Raw genomic sequence first — 23,505 nt, forward strand, 5'->3', positions numbered from 1 at the left:
CAAGCGACCGGAATTATAAACCCCGATCGCTTCTGAAAAATAGTTGCTTAGGCGATATTTTTCCCAACCCACTCCGGCACCCCGGCAAGGGCCTCCCCAAGCTTAGAGGCATCGTTACCACCGCCCTGAGCCATATCGGGCCGACCGCCGCCTTTGCCGTCGACCAACGCCGCAAGGTGCTTCATCAAATCGCCCGCTTTGATGCGACCAGTTGCAGACTTTGTAACACCTGCAACCAAGGTCACTTTTCCATCTTCAACACTCGCGAGAACAACCACACCCTCTCCCAGCTTGTTTTTAAGCTGGTCTGCAGTTTCCATAAGCGTTTGGCGATCTGCACCTTCCAGCTCGGCAGCAACCACTTTCAGGCCTGCAACCTCTACTGCAGAATCTGCCAGATCGCTTCCGGCGGAACTGGCAAGCTTGGCCTTCAAGGCATCAACATCTTTTTCAAGCTGTCGATTGCGCTCAATGGTCTGTTGCACCTTGTCGATAACCGTTTCCCGGCTGCCTTTTACCAGTCGGGCCGCTTCACGCAGAGTGCGCTCTGTGTCGTCCACCCACTCAAGGGCGCCAAACCCGGTAACAGCTTCAATTCGACGAACACCCGAAGAAATGCCGCTTTCAGATGTTATACGGAACAGGCCAATGTCGCCGGTGCGAGTTACGTGGGTGCCACCACACAGCTCTACAGAATAGCTGTCAGTACCCATGCTCAGCACTCGAACCACATCACCGTACTTTTCACCAAACAACGCCATGGCGCCTTTTGCTTGCGCCTGCTCCATGTCTGTGATGTCGGTCTGTACCGCTGTGTTACTGAGAATCTGTTCGTTTACCTGGCGTTCGATTTCTTTCAATTGCTCAGGAGTAACCGCTTCAAAATGCGAGAAGTCAAAGCGCAGCTTGTCCGGATCCACAAGAGAGCCCTTCTGCCCTACATGCTCACCCAACACTTTGCGCAACGCCGCATGCAGCAAGTGCGTGGCAGAGTGGTTACGGCGAACCCGCTCACGGCGTGCGTGGTCAATACGGGCGTCTACTTCCAGTCCTTCGAACAGCTCACCCTCTATAAGAGTGCCCACATGCAGATGGTTATCGCCATCCTTGCGAGTGTCGGTCACCTTGAAGCGGCCACCGCTCCAGGTCAGCAGCCCGGTATCACCTACCTGGCCACCGGATTCAGCGTAAAACGGTGTGCGCTCCAGCACCACAATTGCTTCATCGCCGGCTTCTGCTGTTTTCTGCTCGCCGTTGACGATGACGGCACGGATACGCTCGTGACCATCAACATGCTCGTGGCCAGTGAACTCGGTTTTACCTTCAATGCCCAGGCCTGCTGCGTTGTAATCCATGCCAAACTTGCTGGCAGCTCTGGCCCGCTCACGCTGGCTTTCCATAGCTTTTTCGTAGCCCTCATAGTCCAACGTCAGGCCACGCTCACGGGCGATATCGTTGGTGAGATCCACAGGAAAGCCATAGGTGTCATACAGGGTAAAAACCGTCTGCCCGGGAATCACGTCGCCTTTCAGCTCGGCAATATCCTGCTCCAGCAGGCGCAAGCCTTTATCCAGAGTTTTTACAAACTGCTCTTCTTCCTGCAGCAGCACTCTCTCTATCTGCTTCCGGCTGCTGACAAGTTGCGGGAAGGCCTCACCCATCAACTCAACCAAAGCACCGGTTAATTTGTAGAAGAACGGGCCGGTGGCACCAAGCTTGTTGCCATGACGAGCTGCCCGACGAATAATCCGGCGAAGAACAAAGCCTCGACCTTCATTAGAAGGCATAACACCGTCGGAAATCAGGAAGGCACAGGAGCGAATATGGTCGGCAACCACACGCAGGCTGGCTTCTGTTGTCGCCGCACCGCCAAGTATGGCTGAAGCCGCTTTGAGAAGATCATCAAACAAATCGATTTCGTAGTTGCTGTGTACGCCTTGCATCACAGCTGTAACACGTTCCAGGCCCATGCCTGTATCGACGGAAGGCTTGGGCAACTTAAGCATCTCGCCATCAGCAGTGCGGTTGTACTGCATGAAAACCACGTTCCAGATCTCGATGTAGCGGTCACCATCTTCCTCCGGGCTTCCGGGGGGGCCGCCCGCTACGTCCGGGCCGTGGTCATAGAATATTTCGGTACAAGGGCCACAGGGGCCGGTATCGCCCATCTGCCAGAAGTTATCTGAAGCGTAAGGTGCGCCGCCATTGTCGCCAATGCGAACAATACGATCTACTGGCACGCCGACTTCTTTATTCCAGATGTCGTAGGCTTCGTCATCATCGGCATAAACGGTCACCCAGAGTTTCTCAGCGGGCAGGTTTAGCCACTGCTCGCCGGTCAGAAAGGTCCACGCATAATTGATGGCTTCGCGCTTGAAATAATCACCGAAGCTGAAGTTGCCCAGCATTTCGAAGAACGTATGGTGGCGCGCTGTGTAACCCACGTTCTCCAGGTCATTATGCTTGCCGCCTGCACGCACGCATTTCTGGGAGCTAGTTGCGCGAGTGTAGTCACGCTCCTCACGGCCAAGAAATACGTCCTTGAACTGGTTCATTCCCGCATTGGTAAACAGCAGTGTCGGATCGTCTGCCGGCACCAGCGAGCTGCTTGAAACAATGGAATGACCTTGCTGTTTAAAATAATCGAGAAATGCCTGTCGCAACTCTGCGGTTTTCATAGCCCGTTGATACCTTTCCAGAAATCCCACCGGGAAGCGGCGGGATCCGCGATTGAATACGAATACTTACATGCGTGTGCAAATCGGCTACTCTAGCACACGCTGAGTACAGGAAAAACGTGAAAAATCACAGGAGAGCCCATGCCCCGCCGCTTCCACGCCGCTGATGAACTACTACCCCCAGCGACGTTTCTCAAACGATCACTCGCCATTATTTACGACGGCCTGATCAGTATTGCCGTACTTCTGGTTACCACATGGATATACACCATGATAACTGGCTGGATTACCGGCTGGGACAGCATGGAGCAGAAAGCCGAAGCGGGTCAGTTATCCGGCGACCCCGGCCTGACGTTCGTATTGTTTCTGGTGATGTACCTGTTCTTTGCGTACTTCTGGACGCGGATAGGGCAAACACTGGGCATGCAGGTATGGCGGATTCGCATCGAAAATCTGGACGGCTCCTCAGTGAGCTGGAGCCAGGCCCTTCGTAGGTATGTGAGCGCGGCAGCCGTGTTTTTTGTGGCCATTTTGGCAGGCTACTATCTGGGTTCGGCAACGCTGTTCCTGTCTGTTCCAGCCATGATAGGGCTTTTTTACCCCATTAACGGCCTGTCCATAACAGACAGATTTTCAGACAGCATGGTTGTTAGTGTTCCCCATAAAGCCAAGGCTGGCTGAACCGGTATGCCGGGTAGCTATCCTGCCCGGCGCATCAACACACCACCAAACACCGCACTGATCCCAATTGGCACAATCACCGCAAGAACCGGGCTAAACCCGTAAACAAGGCTCATGGGGCCCAAAAGGTCCTGCATATACTTGAACAGCAGCCCTACGAGTAGCCCGGTAAACACCCGAAACCCCATAGTAACTGAGCGCAGTGGCCCAAAGATAAAGGAAATCGCCACCAGCACCATCACGCCTGTGCCCAGCGGCATCAGAGCCTTCTTCCAGAAGGCCAACCAGTATGGAGAGCCATTTAGCTCCTGGTCGCCAAGGTAGTTTGCGTAGGTATACAAGCCAGTCATTGAAAGGTTTTCCGGCTTAACAATCAGCACACTCAATACACTTGGGGACAGGCCAGTGTCCCAACGCAGGCTCTTATGATCTACCCGCCTGGTGGATTCACCCTCAAGGCGCGTGGTCGTGGAGTTCTCCAGCAGCCAGTGGTCGCCCTGATAAATTGCCCGCTCCGAGAAACTGGCTGCTATCAGTTGCCGTTGATCGTCGAATCGAAACAAAGAAACACCGTGCAACACACCGTTTGGCTGCACAGCATTGAGGTGCATAAAAACATTGCCCTCCCGGTGCCATACCCCGTGGGCAGCAGCCACACTCTGGCCCGCACCAAGAGCAACCGCCTTATGACTCTGGGCAGCACGCTCCGCAGGAGGCGCCAAATACTCACCGATAAGAACACCCGCCAGAACGATCACCAATGCAGGTTTCATTGCAGACCAGACAACCCGCTTTATAGAAACCCCGGCCGCGCGAATCACTGTAAGTTCGGAAGAGCTGGCCATGCCACCCAGTCCAATCAAACAGCCCATAAAAGCCCCAAGAGGCAGGTAGTCGTATACCCGGCGCGGCAAGGTAAGGGCTACAAACCAGAGTGCATCCAGAATCTGGTAGTTGTTACGGGTATCATCCAGCTCGGCAACAAAGGCAAAAATCAGATCGAGGGACAGCACCACAAGCATCACCAGCAGCATGGCACCGCCCACATTGCGCATCACATAGTGATCAATCTTACGCATTGACCACTCCCTCCCGCTTCAGCTTTCTCTTATAAAGCCAGGCCGGACCAAAATGCAGCCAAAGACCAAGCGCAAGGAAGATGGCGTGTACCCAGAGCATGCCCAACCATTCAGGCACCTTGCCATCTGCCATGGCATCCCGGGCGACAATCAGCAAACCAAGATAGGCAACGTACACAAGCATGGCAGGCAATAGATGGAAAAATCGCCCTTGTCGCGGATTAACCCGGCTCAACCGGACTGCCAGCAGTGTCACTATTGGGACAATCAGCGGTAACGAAAAGCGCCAATGCAACAAGGCGCGGTCGCGGGGATCGTCCGATCGCATCAACTGGCCGGTAGTAACCCCCTCATCCAAAACCACATCACCACTACTACCGCTGCGAATCTTCAGGCCGTAGGCTTCAAAACTTGTAATCTGATAATCCAGCTTTCCGGGCGTCCCATCATAACGCGCACCGTTTTCGAGAATAAGAAAGCGGCTACCGGTTTCTTCATCAATCAACTGAGAGCCGGAATCGGCGGTAATTACGTTTACACCGGTTCCGTCTTGCCCGTACTCGGCAATAAACACACCCTGAAGTTGGCGCTTGTCATCACTGAGAGCTTCGGTGTAGGTAACGCGGCCGCCCGACGAAAGCTTCTGGAAGCGCCCCGGCGCCAGCAGATCGAATTCTGTTGCCTTGGCCTGCTCTGCAAAAATCTCTTCAACCTGCTGCATTCCCCATGGTGAAACCACCAGGCTCATGCTTCCGACAATCAGCATGACGGCAAGGCTGCCCACCAGGGTTTTTGACAACAACTGACCGTCGCTTACACCACAGGCGGAAAGCACGGTCATTTCACTTTCAAGATACATACGGCCATAGGCCAGCAGTATGCCAATGAACAGCCCCAACGGCAGGATAAGCTCAAGAAACCCGGGAAAGCGATACGCCATAATTTCAAACAGCACGCCGGGTGCAATCTTGCCTTCCGCGGCACCGGCCAAGTATTTGAGAAAGCGCCCACTCATAAACACCAGCAGAAGAATGCCTGAGACGGCAACCATGCTGACCATAACCTGACGTATGAGATAGCGGAAAATAATGCTCAAAACGGTTTCTCTGCCCGTGTAAACCGGAACATGGAGGAATGAGGAAACTGCGAGTATTCTATGTAACCTTGGGGCTGAATAACAGTGTAGCCCGCCTAACTTGATAATCCGCCTCCAAACCCCAATGCTTGGTGGTACAGGATCAAATCATTCTCGCCGCTCACAATTGCGGCTTTCCCCGGATAACTATAGGAGTTTCCATGAACTTCAGCCTGAACAGCAATGCCATTGCGAGCACCAAAGCCGACTGCCTGGTCGTCGCCCTTCCGGAACAGGGCGACTGGCCAGCCTCCACCACTGGGGCAGACAGCGCACTTGGCGGGCTGATCACCAAACTCCAGAAAGCCGGTGACATCAATGGCAAAAACGCTGAAACAAGCCTGATTCCACTTAACGACCAGCCTTGGGATCGGTTGCTTGTTGTTGGTACAGGCAAGGACACCGAGCGCACTGGCGCAAACTTCCGAAAGGCACTGGCGGCCATGACAAGTGCCCTGAAGGACGGTCCTTCAAAGAGTGTGCTGATCAGCTTGACCGATACCGCCCTGACTGGCGATGACAGCCTTAGCTCCGAACTGGCAAAACTGAGCCTGATCGGCCGTACTCTGGAAGAGCAGCTCTACAGCTTCAGCGAGTTCAAGAGCGAAAAGCCTTCAGCGCGCAAGCTCAACAAAGTTCTGGTCGCCACTTCTGATGCCGGAAAAGCACAAAAAGAAGCGTTTAACCTGGGCTTGGCAACCGGTCGCGGCATGAATCTGGCCCGCGATCTGGGCAACATGCCACCGAACATCTGCCACCCCTCATGGCTGGCAGAGCGAGCCAACAAACTGGCCACTGAACACGACTGCATCAAGACCGAAGTGCTTGATGAAAAGCAAATGAAAAAGCTCGGCATGAACTCCCTTCTTGCCGTTGGTCAGGGCAGTGCCCAACCACCACGCCTGATCATCATGGAATACCGTGGTGGTAATGCTAAAGACAAGCCTTATGTTCTGGTAGGCAAAGGCATTACTTTCGACACAGGCGGCATCAGCCTCAAGCCCGGCGCTGGCATGGATGAAATGAAATACGATATGGGCGGTTCAGCTGCCGTATTCGGAGCCATGCAAGTACTCGCAGAGACCAAGCCGAAAATTAACGTGGTTGCGGTTATCGCTGCTGCTGAAAACATGCCCGACGGTAATGCCAGCCGCCCTGGCGATATTGTCACCACCATGTCTGGCCAAACGGTTGAAATCCTCAATACAGATGCTGAAGGCCGCCTGGTTTTGTGCGACGCCCTCACCTATGTGAAGAAATTTGATCCGGAAGTGGTTATCGACCTGGCAACGCTTACCGGCGCCTGCATCATTGCCCTTGGCCACGAGACAACAGGCCTGATGGCAAACAACGACGACCTGGCAAACGAACTGCTGGCTGCGGGTGAACGTGCCAACGACAAGGCTTGGCGCCTGCCCATTTGGGAGGAGTACCAGACCCTGCTGGACAGTAACTTTGCAGACATGGCCAACATCGGCGGCCGCACTGCGGGTACCATTACTGCCGCCTGCTTCCTGGCTCGCTTCACCAAGGAATACCGCTGGGCGCATCTGGACATCGCCGGAACTGCATGGCATTCGGGTAAAGCCAAGGGTTCCTCTGGCCGCCCGGTTCCCCTGCTGGTCGACTACCTGATGTCCCACGCTGGAAAATAATGGAAAGTAATTCGCTCTCACAAGCCGGCAGCCCTGCTGCCGGCAACTCTCGGACTGCGTCTGCTCTGGAGGATAAAAACCAGCGTTACTGGTTTCATATTCTCCTGCAAGACACTCCCGCCGCCCGTAACCTGCACGCCACCAAGCTTGTAAGCAAAGCCTGGCAGCAGGGCGACCGGGTGTGCATCGTGTGCGACTCCCAGCAGCAAGCTGATGAACTGGACGAACTAATCTGGAACTTCAGCCCGGATGCATTCATCCCGCACAGCGTCATACCCGATGCTGCCACACCCTGTACTGATCCTGTTGGAATACTATTGTGCCCGCCAATTGCAGAGGACTGGGATACCGTAATCATCCTCTCCCAGACCCTTCCGGCAAACGCGGACCAATTCAAACGCCTCGCCCTGGTGGCCCATAACGACCCTGTCGTTCTCAACCAGGCTCGATCACATTTCAGGCAGTTGCGCGCTTTAGGTATCGAGGCCCAAGTGTATGATCAACGATCGCGATCGTGATCATACACTGCCGGGCAGCGCTGAATTAGAGCTTCCAGAGTGCGAATGCGACGTGATTAACGACAGCTCGCCGGCAAATGCTTTTCGTTCACATTCTGGCCGTAACAAGTCCAACTGATCTCGCCCTCATCGACGGCAGGTTCAAGCACGATATATTTGGACTCGCCGGAATCATCCACGCCCATTTCGACCCCGATCATGCCGTCGTCATATACATCAATTGAATAGTTCTGCACGTCATTTTCCAGGATTAACTCCGGGTACCCCAGTTCTTGCATGGTTACCGGCCAAGCCTGGTTCTCAGTGGCGTAGGAAGTGACTCGAGCCTGTACCTCCTGAGCCATGGAGTATGCAGCCGAATAACGTGCCCTTTCGACATACTGCTGGTAAGCAGGAATTGCCAGCGCAGCCAGCACACCGATGATCGCGACAGTCACCAGCAGGGATGCAGCTCCGCCCGCACCACCACCCACCCGGGGCACAAACATCGATAACACCCAGGCCCCAAGGCTGCGACGAGGATGCTTTACCTCCCTGCCCTGTGCCAGTGCCAAGGCGGTCGCCATGCGTTTGGTCAGCCACGGATAGTCGCCGGTCAGTTCGTTGAACGACATCCAGAACCCACTGGTTGCCTGAATCTGACTGAGGTATGCATCCACATTGATGGTCTTCCAACGGGTATCCCCTGCAGCAATGGCTGCTATGGCGGATTTGATATCCTCTGAAGACTGGCAACAGGCAACGCCGTAGCGATCACAGGTGTATTCCTCTGCGCGGCGCAGAGCCGGCCCAACCACCGGCAACAGCGAGCCCGGCATGACAAACGCGCGCCAGGAAAGATGCTTGCGGTGTATGTGGCCAAGTTCATGGCCAATATAGAAATCGACTGCGCCCGGCTGGTCTTCCAGGGCGTCAATGACATCGGTAAACAGCACCACGAAATGACGACCGAGAAATTTGGTGGCCAGCGCATTAAAAAAATCGGTACGAAGCAGGTATGCCTCAGGCAACTCTGTGACGCCAACTTTTTCAGAACAACGAACCAGCCGTTCATATAGATCCGGATACTGATCCTGACTTATGCGCACACCCGAGCCTTTCAGGTGGGAGATAAATGCCGAATGCGCAAACAGAAAAAACACATAGCCCAAAAGCAAGTACAACAACAAAATCCCGAACGTCCCGACAAACAACGCAAGCCAGATAACCGCTGAAAACACGACCGCTATCCTGAGCAACGGCTTCTCGTTCTTGTAAACCAAATCCATGGTATTCCCTCGTTAAGATGCTTACAGAGTGACCGGCGAGTGCACAGCGCAAGACCTGAGCCAGCTATGACTGAGTTTTATTGCAGCGCACCCACGCAGCAAAGCCGGCGATTATAGAGAAAAATATCTAACATCTTCCACGACTACATGTCGATTTCGCAGGCTCGGAGGTGGGACACGCCTGCCAAAGCCGAGCTCCATGGCTCGAAGGCAAGCGACCATGTATAATCCAGCGTTTCAATTTCCCCTTGTGAATCAATTAAACGGTCGCCAGAAAAACCCATGGAAAAAACCTACCAGCCAGAAAACATTGAGCGCCAGTGGTACGAAAACTGGGAATCCAAAGGTTACTTCCGCCCCAGCGGCGAAGGTCAGGCATACAGCATTGCGATTCCGCCACCCAATGTGACCGGCAGCCTGCACATGGGCCATGCCTTCCAGCACACCATCATGGACACCCTCACTCGCTACAAGCGCATGCAGGGCCACAACACCCTGTGGCAAGTGGGCAGTGACCACGCAGGTATCGCCACGCAAATGGTGGTTGAGCGCAAGCTGGCGGCGGAAGAGGGCAAAACCCGCCACGACCTTGGCCGGGAAGACTTCATCAAGCGCATCTGGGAATGGAAGGAAGAATCTGGCGGCACTATTACCGGCCAGATGCGCCGGTTAGGTAACTCCGTTGATTGGGATACCGAACGCTTCACCATGGACGACGGCTTTTACAAAGCTGTACAGGAAGTATTTATTCGCCTGTACGAAGACGGCCTGGTATACCGCGGCAAACGATTGGTGAACTGGGACCCGAAGCTGCACACCGCTATTTCCGACTTGGAAGTTGAGAACAAGGAAGAAAAAGGCTTTTTCTGGCACCTTCGCTATCCACTGGCCGACGGTGCAACCACCCAGGATGGCAAAGACTATCTGGTCGTCGCCACTACCCGCCCGGAAACCATGCTGGGAGATACCGCCGTAGCCGTTCATCCGGACGACGAGCGCTATCAGCATCTGATTGGCAAGTTTGTCATGCTGCCGTTAGTAAACCGCCGCATACCGGTGATTGCCGACCACCACGCCGATCCCGAGAAAGGCTCCGGCTGCGTGAAGATTACGCCAGCACACGACTTTAACGACTACGCCGTAGGCAAGCGTAACAACCTGCCGATGATGAACGTGCTGACTCAGGATGCGGACATACGTGAGCAAGCCGAAGTATTCAATAGTGACGGCACAGAGAACACCGAGCTGGATGCCAGCCTGCCCGCAGCTTACGCGGGACTGACCCGGGAAGACGCGCGCAAGCAGATCGTGGCCGATATGGAAGCCGCCGGTCTGGTTCAGCAAGTGGAAGACCACGTACTGAGCGTTCCCCGTGGCGACCGATCCGGTCTGATTATCGAGCCAATGCTGACCGACCAGTGGTTTGCCGATGCGAAAAAACTGGCTGAGCCTGCCATTGAGGCGGTCGAAGACGGTCGCATTCAGTTTGTGCCCAAGCAGTACGAGAACATGTACTTCTCCTGGATGCGTGACATTCAGGACTGGTGTATTTCCCGCCAGCTTTGGTGGGGCCACCGCATCCCTGCCTGGTACGACGCCGAAGGCAATATCTACGTAGGCCGCAGCGAAGAAGAAGTCCGCCAGAAGCACAACCTGGCAGCGGATTTCGAGCTGAAGCAGGACGATGACGTTCTGGATACCTGGTTCAGCTCCGCCCTGTGGACCTTCGGCACCCTGGGCTGGCCGGAAATTACCGAGCGCCTGAAAACCTTCCACCCTACCGATGTATTGGTGACAGGTTTTGACATCATCTTCTTCTGGGTTGCCCGGATGATCATGATGACCATGCACTTCATGAAGAATGAAGACGGCACCCCGCAAGTCCCCTTCAAAACTGTTTATGTAACCGGCCTGATCCGCGATGAACACGGCGACAAGATGTCCAAATCCAAGGGCAACGTGATTGACCCTCTGGACATGATCGACGGCATCGATCTTGCCACGCTACTCGAGAAGCGCACGGGCAACATGATGCAGCCCAAGCTGGCAAAGAAAATTGCCAAGCAGACCGAAAAGGAATTCCCGGAAGGTATTTCTGCCCACGGCACCGATGCCCTGCGCTTCACTCTGGCAGCCATGGCCACTACCGGCCGCGATATCAACTGGGATATGAAGCGCCTGGAAGGTTACCGTAACTTCTGCAACAAGCTGTGGAACGCTGCCCGTTACGTGTTGATGAACGTGGAAGGCGAAGACTGCGGCGTGAATGGTGAGCCGGTAGAACTGTCTCTGGCGGATCGCTGGATTATCAGCGCCCTGCAGCAGTGCGAGCAGGACGTGACCCGCCATCTGGATCAATACCGTTTCGATTTGGCCTCTCACGCTCTGTATGAGTTCATCTGGAACGAATACTGCGACTGGTACCTGGAGCTTTCCAAGCCTTGCCTGAGCGACGACACCGGCAGTGTTGAGGCGAAGCGCGGCACACGCCGCACCCTGGTTCGCGTGCTGGAAACCGTTCTGCGTCTGGCACACCCGATCATGCCGTTTATCACGGAAGAAATCTGGCAGCGCATTGCACCGCTGGCTGGAAAATCCGGTGACAGCATCATGTTGCAGCCATTCCCGCAGGTGGATGCCAGCAAGCACGATGCAAAGGCCGTTGAAGACATTGAATGGCTGAAGGGCGTGATTGTGGCGGTGCGCAATATTCGCGGCGAGATGAACATTTCCCCGGCGAAGAAAATTCCGGTGCTGTTCCGTGGCAACAGTGCAGAAGGTCAGCGCCGGATGAATGAAAACCGTCAGTTCCTGAGCTCTCTGGCCAAGCTGGAAAGCCTGGAATGGTTTGAGGGTGGCAATGCGCCCATGAGTGCCACTCAGTTGGTTGGCGATATGGAAGTGTTGGTGCCTATGGCTGGGCTGATCGATAAGGATGCGGAGCTGAAGCGGCTGGATAAGGAGCTGGAGCGTTTGCAGAAGGAGATTGGACGCCTTGAGGGTAAGCTGAATAATGAGAAGTTTACTGCGAAGGCGCCTGCGGAAGTGGTCGCCAAGGAGCAGGAGAAGCTGGCTGAGGTTCAGGGCAATCTGGGTAGGTTGCAGCAGCAGCGTGCAGATATTGAGGCCATGTAGGCATGGTGTCTGCGGGTGAGCGTTCCGGGGGTGGCGGGGTGATCGCCATTCTTGGAGCGGGTTCTTTGGGGCGGCTTTGGGCCGCCCTTTTGCCTTCTGCTCTTTGTGGTTTCTTGCCTCGACTCTCTAATGATTTGTCTGAGCATGAATTTGGGCTTGGGGGGAGCTTCAGCCGTCAGGCGGGCCTCCCCGAAACACGCTGTGAATACGTCCTTGTACGCTCTGTTCCGCCATCCCTGGCTCCACAAGGTTTCGGGGAGGCCCGCCTGACGGCTTCGCCAAACTCTGGTGATGCCCGCATCCAGGTTAGTCTGCCTTGGCTTCAGTCAACTGAAGTATTGAGGCTGATGCTGGTAACAACTAAAGCTGGTGATACGCTTGCGGCTTTGAAAGCCTGGCTACCTCACATTCCAGCAGGCATACCCATCGTCTTATTTCAAAACGGTTTAGGCAGTCAGCAAGCAGTTGCTGAACGGTGGCCGGAGCGGCTGATTTTGGCTGCCAGCACTACGGAAGGCGCAAACAGACCTTCCCCGGATGTTCTGGTTCACGCCGGAGCAGGAGATACCTGGGTGGGCGCGCTTACGGCTAGTGCCGTTGACCACACCGCGAGTGTTGTTCAGCAACTAGCTGAAACCGGCTTGCGGGTTCATGCTGAGGAGAACATTCTGCAGCGGCTTTGGCAGAAGCTGGTAGTGAATGCCGGGATAAATCCGTTTACAGCCCTGCTCGACTGCCCTAACGGAGACATTCTGAACTCACCTCTTTATCAGCAGAACATTGATGAGCTTTGCTCGGAGATATCTGTTTTGTTGGAAGCTGAGACCTCAGAAGCCATTGCGCCGGAGGTTCTTCGGGAGCGTATAGAAACTGTGGCGAGAAACACCGCCAGCAATACGTCTTCCATGCGCGCGGATGTTTTAGCGGGTCGTAAAACAGAGATTGACTATATCAACGGCTATCTAGTGCAATGCGGAAGGTGCCATAGCATTGCCACGCCGGTAAACCAAATGCTGACCCAACGAGTACAAGGTCTATAAGGCTTTTAACCAATCAGCTTAAACTACCAGGAGCAACATCATGGGCAACCGCCTTTCCAAGATTTACACCCGCACAGGTGACGATGGCACCACCGGCCTGGCCGATGGTAATCGTATTGCCAAAAACGCTCAGCGTGTTGAGGCAATGGGCATGGCCGATGAGTTGAACTGCCATATCGGCCTGTTGATCGAAACCCTGGACAGTGATGATGACATGCTGGAATCCATGCGCCGCATTCAGCATCACCTGTTTGATTTGGGTGGTGAGTTTGCGATTCCCGGAAGCAAGGCGATTACTGAAGATCATATTAGCTGGCTGGAAAATCTGCTGGATGAAATGAACGAGCCCTTGCCGCCTCTGAAGAACTTCATCCTGCCAGGCGGAAGCCCGGCTGCAGCTCAGTGCCACTTGGCCCGCGCCGTTTGCCGCCGTGCGGAGCGTGTAGTGGTAGCCCTCAGCCATGAGGATTCAATCAACCCTCTGGGACGCCAGTACCTGAACCGTTTATCAGACCTGTTATTCGTAGCTTCAAGGGTGTTAGCGCGCCGGGAAGGCGCTGAAGAGATTCTGTGGGATCAGAAGAAGTCAGGTATGTAATACCCTTTATAACTGCGAGACGGCTTGCTCCAACATCAGGTCAGGCAGCGTCTGATCACCTTGCCGTCTTAAAAACTCAAACCTTAAACGCCTCAACAAGCCTCTGCAAAGAAGCCGTCAAATCGGACATCTCCTGGGAAGAAGCCAGAGTCTCTTCAGCGTTCGCGGCAGTCGATGCACCCAGCTCGCCAATGTGGGCAACGCTGGAGTTCACATCTTTGGATACCGCCGACTGCTCTTCCGCTGCCTGGGCAATCTGGTGGCTCATGTCCACAATCACCGAAATACCCTTGGCAATTCTGCTCAACGCCTCAGTAACCTCTCCCGACTTCTGAACGGTTGTCTGAGTAACGTCACGGCTATTGGTCATGGCCGCTACGGCATCTTTTACGCCACTCTGAAGTCGTGAAATCATGCCTTCAATTTCTTCGGTCGACTTATGAGTGCGCTGGGACAGCGAGCGCACCTCATCTGCAACCACCGCAAACCCACGCCCCTGCTCACCCGCACGGGCTGCTTCAATGGCAGCGTTCAAGGCTAAAAGGTTGGTCTGCTCAGCGATGGCTTTGATTTCAACCAAAACCTGACTGATGTTGTTGCTGTCTTCACTCACCCGGTTGATCACATCTACAGCGCCAGAAATCTCGGTCGCAAGACGGTTGATGGTTTCAACGGTATCGGAAACAACGCCGCGGCCAGTTTCCGTATCTTGCTCTGCAGCGGTGGCGCTGTCTGCAACCCGGTGGGCGCTTTCAGTAACCTCACTCACCGCCTCGACCATCTGGCTCATAGCCTCATTAATCTGGCCACTCTCGGCCATCTGACGCGTTACTGCTTCGCTGTTAGCGGCAGCCGTGTCCTTCACTCGCGTGGCCTGCTGATCAACTTCCTGTGTTGTCTGGCCTACAGAGCGTATCAGTTCAGCCATACGATCCGTCATATTGTTGAACTCACCCGTCAACTCACCAAGCTCATCGCGATTATCAAGGGAAATCCGGGTCGTCATGTCGCCAGCAGCAACCTTGCGCGCTGCTTCACTAAAGCGATTGATGGCAGTGCGCACAGACATGAAGAAGCCAACATAGAGATATACAACAAAAAGCAAAACAACAATCAGCGCGACTACTATGAGGCGACGCTGGCTTAGCTCTTGCTCCAGCCTGGCTCCCAGATTGGCATCGACCACATCAAACGCTGCATCTTTTAGCTCAACATAGCTCCCCAGCTTCGCAGAAATGCGCGAATCATAATCTGGCCATGCCATCTCCAGCCGCATTGGCGCAATAATATTAACTTCAAGCAACTCACGTGCGTTCAAAAGACTTTCATCAACATCTTTCAATGCAGTTCCCGCCGAGGCGGCAAACGCCGGCGACGCATCTGCCGCGAGGGTCAAGGCAGGCGAAAGCAGTGAACTACGATTAGTCAGCGCATCATATATTTCATTCAGATTTTCGCTGAGGGCATAACCTAACTGACCGTCAACAAGAGCGAACAGGCCATAGGAACGTGCCCGCCCCAATTCGCTGCGGGCATCTGGAAGAGTTTCACGGATAAGACCAAGAATGAGCAGGTTTTCCCTCGAGGCGCCTTGGCCCAAGCCTGACGTTTCTATCGTGGCGGGAATCAGTGCAAGCGTTTTCTGAACAAATTCCTGAAAATATTTAAACTGGGGATCAAAGTTGGTCTGATAGTTATCATCCCCACGAATGCTCTGCCACTCCGCTTTGAGCGCCTCTACCTGGTCGGCCCAAGCCCCGGAGGTATCAAAAGAACGCGGCTCTGCAGTCAGGCTATCAAGAATAAAGCCTATTTCGCTGGCGATCTTGTCGGAAAGAGCTTTGAGACTAGCTTCATCTTTGGCTACTGCTGGCGCCCGATAATCCCGATAATCAATAGACGCGTCTACAAGGCGATCGATCTGGCGCAGCTGTTCAAGACCCTCTACACCCCGGGTCATGGTCGCGACCGAGCGGTTGAGTTCTGTCATCACAAGCCAGGACAACCCACCAATCGGGAGGAGGAACAGGATGCTGATCAGGCTGAACTTGTACAGCATCGGCAACCGGTTCATCAGTGCTACTGCGGGATTAATGAGTTGCTTCACATCGACCCTCTCTTTGAAATGCAAACAATGAATGCATGTTCTGTTTTTATTATCGCCCAAACAGGGGGAAACTTAAGTAATTTTTATTATCCAACCAGGTTTCAGACAACGCCTGCGATTACGAGCAAAGCAAGTGCGCAAATCCAGACCAGCATACTCCGGCTGAGCAGGTCCCTCACCGCACTCAAACTGCGGCCACCAAAGCTGGCCCACTCATCCTGGTGAATCCGGGAAAAGCGGGCTGGATCAAGCGCATACCCGGTTAACGACCCATTGGCGGAAATCATGAGCACCTCTGACGCCTTTTTCGTGACACCCGCCATCGCAGCTCTGGATTCACGCAGCCAGCCCGACAAGTCACCGGCAATCCCAAATGTTATTGACAGTATTCTTACCGGCACCCAGCTAAACCATTCACATGCTTTGGTATACCATGGCCTGGCGCCTGCCTGCGGCCACTGCTCAGACAGTGCGACTAATCCCCGCACAAAAATTGCCAGGCCTATGCCTCCCACCACATACCAGAATGCAATTAGGAAGAAACGCTGAAAAACTGCCAGCATCAGTGCTTTGGATAAGGCAAGGTGCATGATTTCTGGTGATGCGGCAGCGCCCCGCTCGTTCGCAGGCAGCCGCTCCTGTATAAAGTGCCAGGCAGCCTGCATGTCGCCCTCCCGCCAAGCTTCCGCATAAGGCTCAAGCACTTGCCGCCAGCCAGGCGACCCCATAAGTAGCACAAGCACCAGAATTTCCAGCGGGTAGGCAGCAAGCCGCCAGCCGTATAGCCCCAGTGCATATATGCCCAAGGCAGCGAGCAGTGCTGGTACGACGATCAAAAAAAGGCCAGCCCCAATACTTGATTCGCGTCCTGCTTTAACAACGGTGCCCTGGCGAAACCAGCGCCGCCAGAGTTCATCCCCGGATATCGCGTTCAGGCTATCAAGCCGCCTGCGGACCAGGTAGGCAATGAGAAATACCACCAGAATCATCTAAACAGCTCCTTTGGGAGACAGTTCAGCACTGTTTTTGTCCAGTCTGAACTGCCTGCAGAGACGCCTGAAAGTGTTGCCAGTCAAATGCAGGCCCAGGGTCTGTCTTGCGACCGGGCGCAATATCACTGTGGCCAGTAATGCGGTTGTTGGTTATATCGGGCCAGGCAGAACCGATCACTATCGAGATTTCTGCCAACGCCCGATACTGCTCAGCCGTGTAAGGAATGTCGTCTGCGCCTTCAAGCTCAATTCCAATAGAGAAGTCGTTGCACTCTTCTACACCCTCAAAGCAAGATCGCCCCGCGTGCCAGGCTCTTTCCAACAGGCTGACAAACTGAACCAGGCTGCCATCCCTGCGAATCAGTGCGTGAGCTGACACGCGCATCCCGGCAATTGTTGCGAAGTAGGGATGCAAATCCGGATCCAGGCAATTGGTGAAGAAGTCTTCAATATAGGTGCCACCAAACTCGCCGGGCGGCAAGCTGATATTGTGCACTACCAGAAGGCTTATGGTGGTGCCTTCCGGGCGAGGGCCGTAGTTCGGCGAAGGGCACCAGCGAGCAGATTCAAGACGCCCGGTTTCGCGAAGCGTCTCTATGTTTTCGCTGCAAATGGTCGTACTAACATGATCGCAGGCTGAATGGGGCAAGATGAATCCATTATTATCAGAGCATTACACTGTGATCTGATTGAATCACAAAGTAACACCTGTTACCACGGATCAATCTTTGCGGGTATTGCGCAGGTTGTCGATGATGGATTCCAGTGCTCTGTCAAAGATAAGCCCATCATCAAGCATACACACAGCACCTGCCGCCATTGCAGAGGCCAGCTCCTGGCGATGATACTCCGCCACCTTGGCACCGCTGCGATTAACAAATATATACTTACCCGTGGCCCTGATAACAGCCGCCAACTTACAGCGAAGCTTGGTCTCGTCGCGGCTCAGCTCAACCCAGGCGCCAACACGAAGACTGTCAGCCCGGTTCAACCACTCAGCCGCAACCTCTTCCACTGCCTGCTGTGCAGGCGCTTCAATCACGAGTTCTGACAGCACATGTTGTTGCTGCTCGTTCGTTTCAGCCTGTGCTCCGGTGTCAGACAGTCCAGTCCCGGCTTCGGGTGCCACAAAAGCTTCAACAAACGGCTCTTCGTCTTCCACCACAGGTGCGGCCCGCAAGGGGGCCGTTGCCAGTCGCTGAAACACATCCACGTGAGCCAGTTCGAGATCCCTAACTGCGGTATCTGTTGCAAATGGATCCCAGGAAATTTCCTGAAGCGCCATGCGGAAGTCATCCACAATAGCCGGGATTGCGCGAAGCAGGTCGCTTCGGGTAGAGCTTTCAACCGGTTGAGGATCCACACTCCAAACAAGGTGACCAGTCAGCTCTTTTGCATCTGCCCAGCGCTCGCTTTCTTCTCCTTCCCGCAACACCACCCACTGCAGGTATTTTGTCCATGCTTCCGTGAGCATTTCGAGCACAGGCTCAGGAATATCCCTGCCTGCTGTATGCCCTGCAATCAGCGCATCAGCAACCTGGGACGCCTGCTCCTGCCGCGCCCTGCCCTCCTCGGCATCGCGCAAACGTTGTTCTACCAATTCCCGGCGGCGGCGATCAAGGTCCGTAAAGTGGCAAAAATCCTTTAATAGCTCTTCAAAGAGTGACACATTGTTAGTGAACTCACTCAACACCCGATCCACAACTGCCTCGATCTTTTCGTGCAGGGGGTCGCGTTGACCGGCCCGCTTTTCAGTCCAGCCAATGGCGGATAGTGCCAGCTCGTTCAACAACTTCCTTACCGGGTGGCCGCCACGGTTAAAAAAGTTCTTGTCGCTGAGGGCAACTTTCAGAACAGGAATCTGCAAACGCCCGATAAGCGCTTTCATAACCGGGTGCAATTGCCTGTCTTCCAGGATGAAATCAAACAACATGGAGACCAGGTTGATGACATCATTGTCTACCTGCCCGATGCTTGCTTTTTGACCATTAGCCGCCCGGAGCACCGGCTGAAGCCGCTGATCAAGAGAGGCAACTTCACCACCTTCCCACTGGCTGAAAGATGTCTGCGCCTCGCTGAGGCGAGCCAACAAGCCATCAGTATCCAGGTAGGCCTCATCAGCCCTGTCCGGCTCAAACATAGTCTGGGATGCACCTCGCTGATGCAGGAGCGCGCTCAATTCGGAAAACGTTGCATAGGAAGAACCGCCCTGGATCTGGTCATGACTGTAATACTGGCCGCCGCTGACGTCACCCGATCCTGCGCTCGCGCCTTGCTGCACTGAGCTTGGCGGCACCGGGGCAGAGGTCGCAGACCTGGCTCCAGCTGAACGGGCTGGTGGACGTTTAACGTCTGGAAGAACACCTTCTGAAACCAGCGTGCGGTTCGCTTCCTGATAAAAATCGCCAAGCGTATCTGCCAGCAGGCGATCAAACAGCTTGAGAACAATAAGCTTTGCACGGATGTCGATATCGAGATCAGCACAAGCCTCCGCAATACCGCCACAGAGCACCTCGGGACTGAGAGGCATCTGACTGCCGGAGAGATCTACTCCCGTCACCAGATGGTTCACCCGCAAAGACAAAAGCTGGATGGGGGCCTGATATTGATTTCGTAGCTTATTGATCAGGTTATCAATCGCTACCTGTTGCTCCAGATCTGAGTGTTCCAGAAGGCTCAGGGAATCCCGGTCAACTTCGTCCAGCGCACTTGCGGTCTGTCGGGGCCGGAATTTGCCAATATCATTAAAAGCCTGACTGACGTACTGCAGCATTGAAACGACCATGGCTTTGCGGCGCAGCCGCAATTCGCGCATGGCATCAAAATAGACCGTCTGATCCATGTTGGAGCCGGCACGATCCGCAAGTTCAAACAAGGCATCGTCAGCACGCTCGAAAAAACGTTCGAGCACACCCTTCAAGGACTGACCGGATGAGTCTCGCAGGCGAACAAGGGCCGGCGGCAGATCAAACCGTGAAAACGATTTCTGCCCGGAAAAACTGACAACCTTGTTTTCCTGCTTCATTGACCACCCCTCAGCCAAGGTATGTGAAACGCCTGACCATCGTTTTGAAACTACTCTGATTACATATCATACGAGTTAGTAGCGTCACCTTGTGTCAGAAATTGTCACCTTTTGTGTAGAGCAGACCCAGATCACAATTTTGGCAGAATTTGGCGAAACCGCTAGCGGGCTATAGAATCGTGCCCCTTAACTGATTCAGAACTCTTTGGCCCCAGACACAAGCGGATGCATGACCATGAAATTCACTGAACGCCTACGCCAGTCACGAATTGAATCCGTCGCAGCAAGCCTGCGAGAAGATATCGGCGATGGCGATATCACGGCTCAACTTATTCCATTGGAGAAGCAGGCGACCGGTCATGTTATTACCCGGGAAAGAGCCCACATCGCCGGGCGCGAATGGGTGAATGAAGTATTCCGCCAGGTAGACAGCTCAGTTACTCTGGAGTGGCTGATCAAGGATGGTGAATCCGCTTCCCCCAATCAGGTCCTGTTCCGCATGAAAGGCACAGCCAGAAGCCTTTTGACCGCAGAGAGAGCCGCTCTGAACTGGCTGCAAACCCTTTCAGGCGTTGCGACAAGCTGCGCAGGCTATGCTGAGCGAGTTGCTCACACCAGCGTACGCCTTCTGGATACCCGCAAAACGCTGCCGGGGTTGCGGCTTGCCCAGAAATACGCAGTAACCTGCGGCGGCTGCCACAATCATCGTCTCGGGCTTTGGGATGCATTTCTGATCAAGGAAAACCACATTTCCGCTTGCGGCTCCATCGCCAACGCTATTGCTGCTGCCCACAGAATTGCCCCCGGCAAGCCTGTAGAGGTAGAAACTGAAAACCTCGCGGAGCTGGAGCAGGCCCTTAGCGCCGGAGCTGATATCATCATGCTTGATGAGTTTTCCATGGAAGATCTGCGCACAGCCGTTGCCATGAACGAGGGGCGAGCTAAGCTGGAAGCGTCCGGTGGCATCAATACAGACACACTGGTTCCCATTGCAGAAACCGGTGTCGATTACATTTCCATCGGCGCGCTGACCAAAGATGTCAAAGCCATTGACCTCTCCATGCGCCTGGACTGAGCCGGGCGGCTCAGTTTGAAAGAACAGTGATCAGCTACCAGAGAGTAGCTGATCAACAGCCTCTAGCTCCTGTACCAACCCCCGCCCTGATTCCTGACGACCACGAAAGTACTCCTCTGCCATAGGCGCAATGCCTGAAACCCTGGGCAAAGGGTGGCCATTTTCAACAATGAGTTTCATGCGCTCAAGAAACACAAACTGAATCCACTGGGTAAACGCCAGGGTGTCGATGCAAAAGGGCTCGGTGCTGTCGAATGCTTCAATCGGCGGGCGCTCGACCGCCCACATATCGAGTTTGCGCAGTTCCATCTCAATACCAAGAAGGCAATCTGCCACCTGCCCTGTAACGTCACCTGTGCCTGACATAAATATCCCCCCTCAATCTGCCAAGGGCTCAAGCTCTACCGTCTCACCGTTCAACACGCGATACAAATCCTCAAACTGCTTTGTAAGCGCGTGCTTTGGCGCCATGTGAATGAGCGGCTGCCGACACTGGTGAGATTCTTTCATTTTTACAGAAGCTGACAAGCGTACTGGCAGCACTGGAAGCCCTTCTTCGATCAGTTCTCTTACCAGTTTTTTGGGGAGGCTGGCACGGGGCTGAAACTGGTTGGCGACAATACCCTCCACCACAAGTTCTTCATTGTGATCTTCCTGCAGGTCTTTAATTTCATTGAGAATGTTATAAAGCGCCTGACGGGAAAAATCATCACAATCAAATGGGATCAGGCAACGCTGAGCCGCGATAAGTGCCGAGCGGGTGTAGAAGTTCAAGGCGGGCGCTGTATCGATGTAGATTTCGTCGAAGGACTCACCCAGCTTTTTGAGGGCTTCCCGCAACTTGTAAATCTTGTGCTTTGCTTCCAGTTTGCGCTCCAGAAAATCCAACTCTGGACTGGAGGGCAACACATAGAGGTTTCTGAACGGCGACGCGTGAACAAATTCCTCCGGGCGCCGGTTGAACACCTTGAAGGCCACCGTTTGCTCTAGCATGTCTGCAACCGTATCTTTGAGCTCGCTGGCCGGTTTGTCCAAGAGATAATGTGTTGAGTTTCCCTGGGGGTCCAGATCAACAACCAGCGTGCGCTTGCCTCTTGCCGCGCTGATCGCTGCCAGGTTGCAGGTAATACTGGATTTTCCAACTCCGCCCTTCTGGTTGAATACTACCCGTCTCATGTCATTTCTCCATCTGGCGCTTTATTCAGCGTCTTATCGTTTGATTGCTGTCTTTGTGTTTGGTTATGTCTGTGCCTTTGACTCACCATTGCATGACCGTTTTCACGAACGGAATAGTGAGACGTCGCTGTGCTTGCAGGGAATTTTCATCGAGGGTATCGAGAATACTCAACAATTCTCCGAGACGCCTTGGCGCACGGCGCATGATAAAGCCGGCAACGTCGTCCGTCATTGTTAGTCCCCGTTGCTCGGCACGGGCCATGAGAATTTTTAACCGGTCATCGTCACGGTAAATTCCAAGCTGCACCGTAACACCGTGATGCAACCGTGAGACCAGATCTGGCAACACAAAGGGCAAGGAGCCAGGAACCTCCGAGAGACTGACTACGAGCATACGCCCACCGTCGTGCAGGCGGTTATAAAGGTGAAAAACCGCCTCTTCCCAGTCTGCCTTACCGGCTATCCGGTCAAGATCATCAAGGGCAACAACATCCATGGTATCCAGTCCGGCAAGCGCTTCTGGCCCGAAAGGTTCCAGTTCTGCAATACTGATACACACGGCTGTTTTCCCTTCGGCCTCTCCATGGTGACACGCTGCCTGCAACAGGTGGCTTTTGCCCGTATCAGAATCGCCGCACACCACTACCACCGGCAGCCCTTCAGGCTGACTGAACACTGATAAAAGCCGCAGCGCAGCTTCCCGGTTGCGATCCCCGTGAAAATTATCAAAACGTGCATCATCCCGAAGGCGGACACCAAGAACCAATTGCGATGCGCTCACGACTGCCTGGCCCTCCTTGCCCGTGCACCCCAGACGACCATGTAATGGCCCCCGCTAAACACAGCTGAAGCCGCAACCAGCCAGATTCCTGCATCCAGCCACCCCGGCGGTACCGGCAAGCCGGCCATGATCACAATAATGCCCAGAATCACCAGAATCTGAACCAACGTATTCAATTTTCCGGGCATGCTGGGTTCCATTTCAAAGCGACCGATACCGTAATGATAAACCAGTGCACCACCAACAATCAGAAGATCCCGCCCGAGTATGAGCGCGAACAGCCACAACGGAAGGACAGAAGTGTAGGTCAGTACCAGATAGGCTGTAATTAATAGCGCTTTATCTGCCAGAGGGTCGGCCACAGCACCAAAGCGTGAACGCCAATTGAAGTGCCGAGCGAGGAAACCATCAAGACCGTCAGTCAGCGAGGCGACAGCAAATATAAACAACGCAAGGCGGTACTCTTGTACCAGTAACGCCCTGGCAAAAGGAGCAATCAGCAATATGCGCACAAACGTCAAAGCATTGGGAATCCAGCGCCAGGCGTAAGTGTTCAATGTGC

19 protein-coding genes are annotated in these 23,505 nt (G+C 54.2%); 7 read left to right on the forward strand and 12 right to left on the reverse strand.

The window, feature by feature from the left end; translation table 11 throughout:
• Positions 1 to 47: 47 nt before the first annotated feature.
• A complete protein-coding gene (alaS, locus tag RKA07_RS08685) occupies positions 48 to 2,678 on the reverse strand; it encodes an alanine--tRNA ligase (RefSeq protein WP_310966126.1) in 2,631 nt (876 codons plus the stop codon).
• A 141-nt stretch (positions 2,679 to 2,819) separates the two neighbouring features.
• On the opposite strand from alaS, the gene RKA07_RS08690 reads away from it, so the two are divergent.
• The gene (locus RKA07_RS08690; protein ID WP_200204300.1) at positions 2,820 to 3,359 is read left to right on the forward strand and encodes an RDD family protein; all 540 of its coding nucleotides are present in this window, start codon (positions 2,820 to 2,822) and stop codon (positions 3,357 to 3,359) included.
• A gap of 17 nt (positions 3,360 to 3,376) precedes the next feature.
• Here the strand turns inward: RKA07_RS08690 and lptG are convergent, their stop codons facing one another.
• Positions 3,377 to 4,438, reverse strand: coding sequence for an LPS export ABC transporter permease LptG (gene lptG, locus RKA07_RS08695; RefSeq protein ID WP_200371042.1), 1,062 nt, complete (start codon positions 4,436 to 4,438; stop codon positions 3,377 to 3,379).
• Complete coding sequence (lptF, locus tag RKA07_RS08700; protein WP_200371041.1) at positions 4,431 to 5,534, reverse strand: LPS export ABC transporter permease LptF; 1,104 nt, start codon at positions 5,532 to 5,534, stop codon at positions 4,431 to 4,433. The genes lptG and lptF overlap by 8 nt, the downstream gene beginning before the upstream one ends.
• A gap of 200 nt (positions 5,535 to 5,734) precedes the next feature.
• Between lptF and RKA07_RS08705 the strand changes: the two genes are divergently transcribed.
• Complete coding sequence (locus RKA07_RS08705) at positions 5,735 to 7,228, forward strand: leucyl aminopeptidase (RefSeq protein WP_310966128.1); 1,494 nt, start codon at positions 5,735 to 5,737, stop codon at positions 7,226 to 7,228.
• The gene (locus RKA07_RS08710; protein WP_200204292.1) at positions 7,228 to 7,746 is read left to right on the forward strand and encodes a DNA polymerase III subunit chi; all 519 of its coding nucleotides are present in this window, start codon (positions 7,228 to 7,230) and stop codon (positions 7,744 to 7,746) included. The genes RKA07_RS08705 and RKA07_RS08710 overlap by 1 nt, the downstream gene beginning before the upstream one ends.
• A 56-nt stretch (positions 7,747 to 7,802) precedes the next feature.
• Here RKA07_RS08710 and RKA07_RS08715 read toward each other — a convergent pair whose 3' ends face one another.
• Positions 7,803 to 9,014, reverse strand: coding sequence for a pilin (locus RKA07_RS08715; protein WP_310966129.1), 1,212 nt, complete (start codon positions 9,012 to 9,014; stop codon positions 7,803 to 7,805).
• 282 nt (positions 9,015 to 9,296) lie between these two features.
• On the opposite strand from RKA07_RS08715, the gene RKA07_RS08720 reads away from it, so the two are divergent.
• The 3 genes from RKA07_RS08720 to RKA07_RS08730 are packed head-to-tail and all read left to right on the forward strand — an operon-like array spanning position 9,297 to position 13,787.
• On the forward strand, positions 9,297 to 12,149 hold the full coding sequence (locus tag RKA07_RS08720) for a valine--tRNA ligase (protein ID WP_310966130.1): 2,853 nt from the start codon (positions 9,297 to 9,299) through the stop codon (positions 12,147 to 12,149).
• A gap of 2 nt (positions 12,150 to 12,151) precedes the next feature.
• Entirely contained in the window at positions 12,152 to 13,189 is a 1,038-nt protein-coding gene (locus RKA07_RS08725) for a ketopantoate reductase family protein (protein WP_310966131.1), read from the forward strand.
• Between the two features lie 40 nt (positions 13,190 to 13,229).
• Positions 13,230 to 13,787, forward strand: coding sequence for a cob(I)yrinic acid a,c-diamide adenosyltransferase (locus RKA07_RS08730; RefSeq protein ID WP_200204267.1), 558 nt, complete (start codon positions 13,230 to 13,232; stop codon positions 13,785 to 13,787).
• A 76-nt stretch (positions 13,788 to 13,863) separates the two neighbouring features.
• Here the strand turns inward: RKA07_RS08730 and RKA07_RS08735 are convergent, their stop codons facing one another.
• From RKA07_RS08735 to RKA07_RS08750, 4 genes are all read right to left on the reverse strand, one after another.
• Complete coding sequence (locus RKA07_RS08735; RefSeq protein ID WP_310966132.1) at positions 13,864 to 15,894, reverse strand: methyl-accepting chemotaxis protein; 2,031 nt, start codon at positions 15,892 to 15,894, stop codon at positions 13,864 to 13,866.
• A gap of 101 nt (positions 15,895 to 15,995) precedes the next feature.
• A complete protein-coding gene (locus tag RKA07_RS08740) occupies positions 15,996 to 16,883 on the reverse strand; it encodes a histidine kinase (protein WP_310966133.1) in 888 nt (295 codons plus the stop codon).
• A gap of 25 nt (positions 16,884 to 16,908) precedes the next feature.
• Positions 16,909 to 17,535 carry a 1,6-anhydro-N-acetylmuramyl-L-alanine amidase AmpD gene (gene ampD, locus RKA07_RS08745; protein WP_310966135.1) on the reverse strand — a complete coding sequence of 209 codons (627 nt, stop codon included), beginning with the start codon at positions 17,533 to 17,535 and terminating at the stop codon, positions 16,909 to 16,911.
• A gap of 72 nt (positions 17,536 to 17,607) precedes the next feature.
• Positions 17,608 to 19,911, reverse strand: coding sequence for a DUF1631 domain-containing protein (locus RKA07_RS08750; protein WP_310966136.1), 2,304 nt, complete (start codon positions 19,909 to 19,911; stop codon positions 17,608 to 17,610).
• Positions 19,912 to 20,146: 235 nt separating this feature from the next.
• Here RKA07_RS08750 and nadC point away from each other — a divergent pair, with 235 nt between their 5' ends.
• Positions 20,147 to 20,986 (forward strand): carboxylating nicotinate-nucleotide diphosphorylase, encoded by an 840-nt coding sequence (gene nadC / locus RKA07_RS08755; RefSeq protein WP_200204257.1) that lies wholly within the window; start codon positions 20,147 to 20,149, stop codon positions 20,984 to 20,986.
• A 30-nt stretch (positions 20,987 to 21,016) separates the two neighbouring features.
• Here nadC and RKA07_RS08760 read toward each other — a convergent pair whose 3' ends face one another.
• From RKA07_RS08760 to RKA07_RS08775, 4 genes are all read right to left on the reverse strand, one after another.
• On the reverse strand, positions 21,017 to 21,352 hold the full coding sequence (locus RKA07_RS08760) for a YqcC family protein (protein ID WP_200204255.1): 336 nt from the start codon (positions 21,350 to 21,352) through the stop codon (positions 21,017 to 21,019).
• 12 nt (positions 21,353 to 21,364) lie between these two features.
• A complete protein-coding gene (locus tag RKA07_RS08765; protein ID WP_310966137.1) occupies positions 21,365 to 22,162 on the reverse strand; it encodes a ParA family protein in 798 nt (265 codons plus the stop codon).
• 82 nt (positions 22,163 to 22,244) lie between these two features.
• Complete coding sequence (hda, locus tag RKA07_RS08770; protein ID WP_200371025.1) at positions 22,245 to 22,943, reverse strand: DnaA regulatory inactivator Hda; 699 nt, start codon at positions 22,941 to 22,943, stop codon at positions 22,245 to 22,247.
• On the reverse strand, positions 22,940 to 23,500 hold the full coding sequence (locus tag RKA07_RS08775; protein WP_200204252.1) for a CDP-alcohol phosphatidyltransferase family protein: 561 nt from the start codon (positions 23,498 to 23,500) through the stop codon (positions 22,940 to 22,942). Before RKA07_RS08775 ends, hda begins: the two co-directional genes overlap by 4 nt.
• Between the last annotated feature and the right edge of the window lie 5 nt (positions 23,501 to 23,505).

Source organism: Marinobacter xiaoshiensis, assembly GCF_031631795.1.
In the GTDB taxonomy this organism is placed as follows: Bacteria; Pseudomonadota; Gammaproteobacteria; order Pseudomonadales; family Oleiphilaceae; genus Marinobacter; species Marinobacter xiaoshiensis.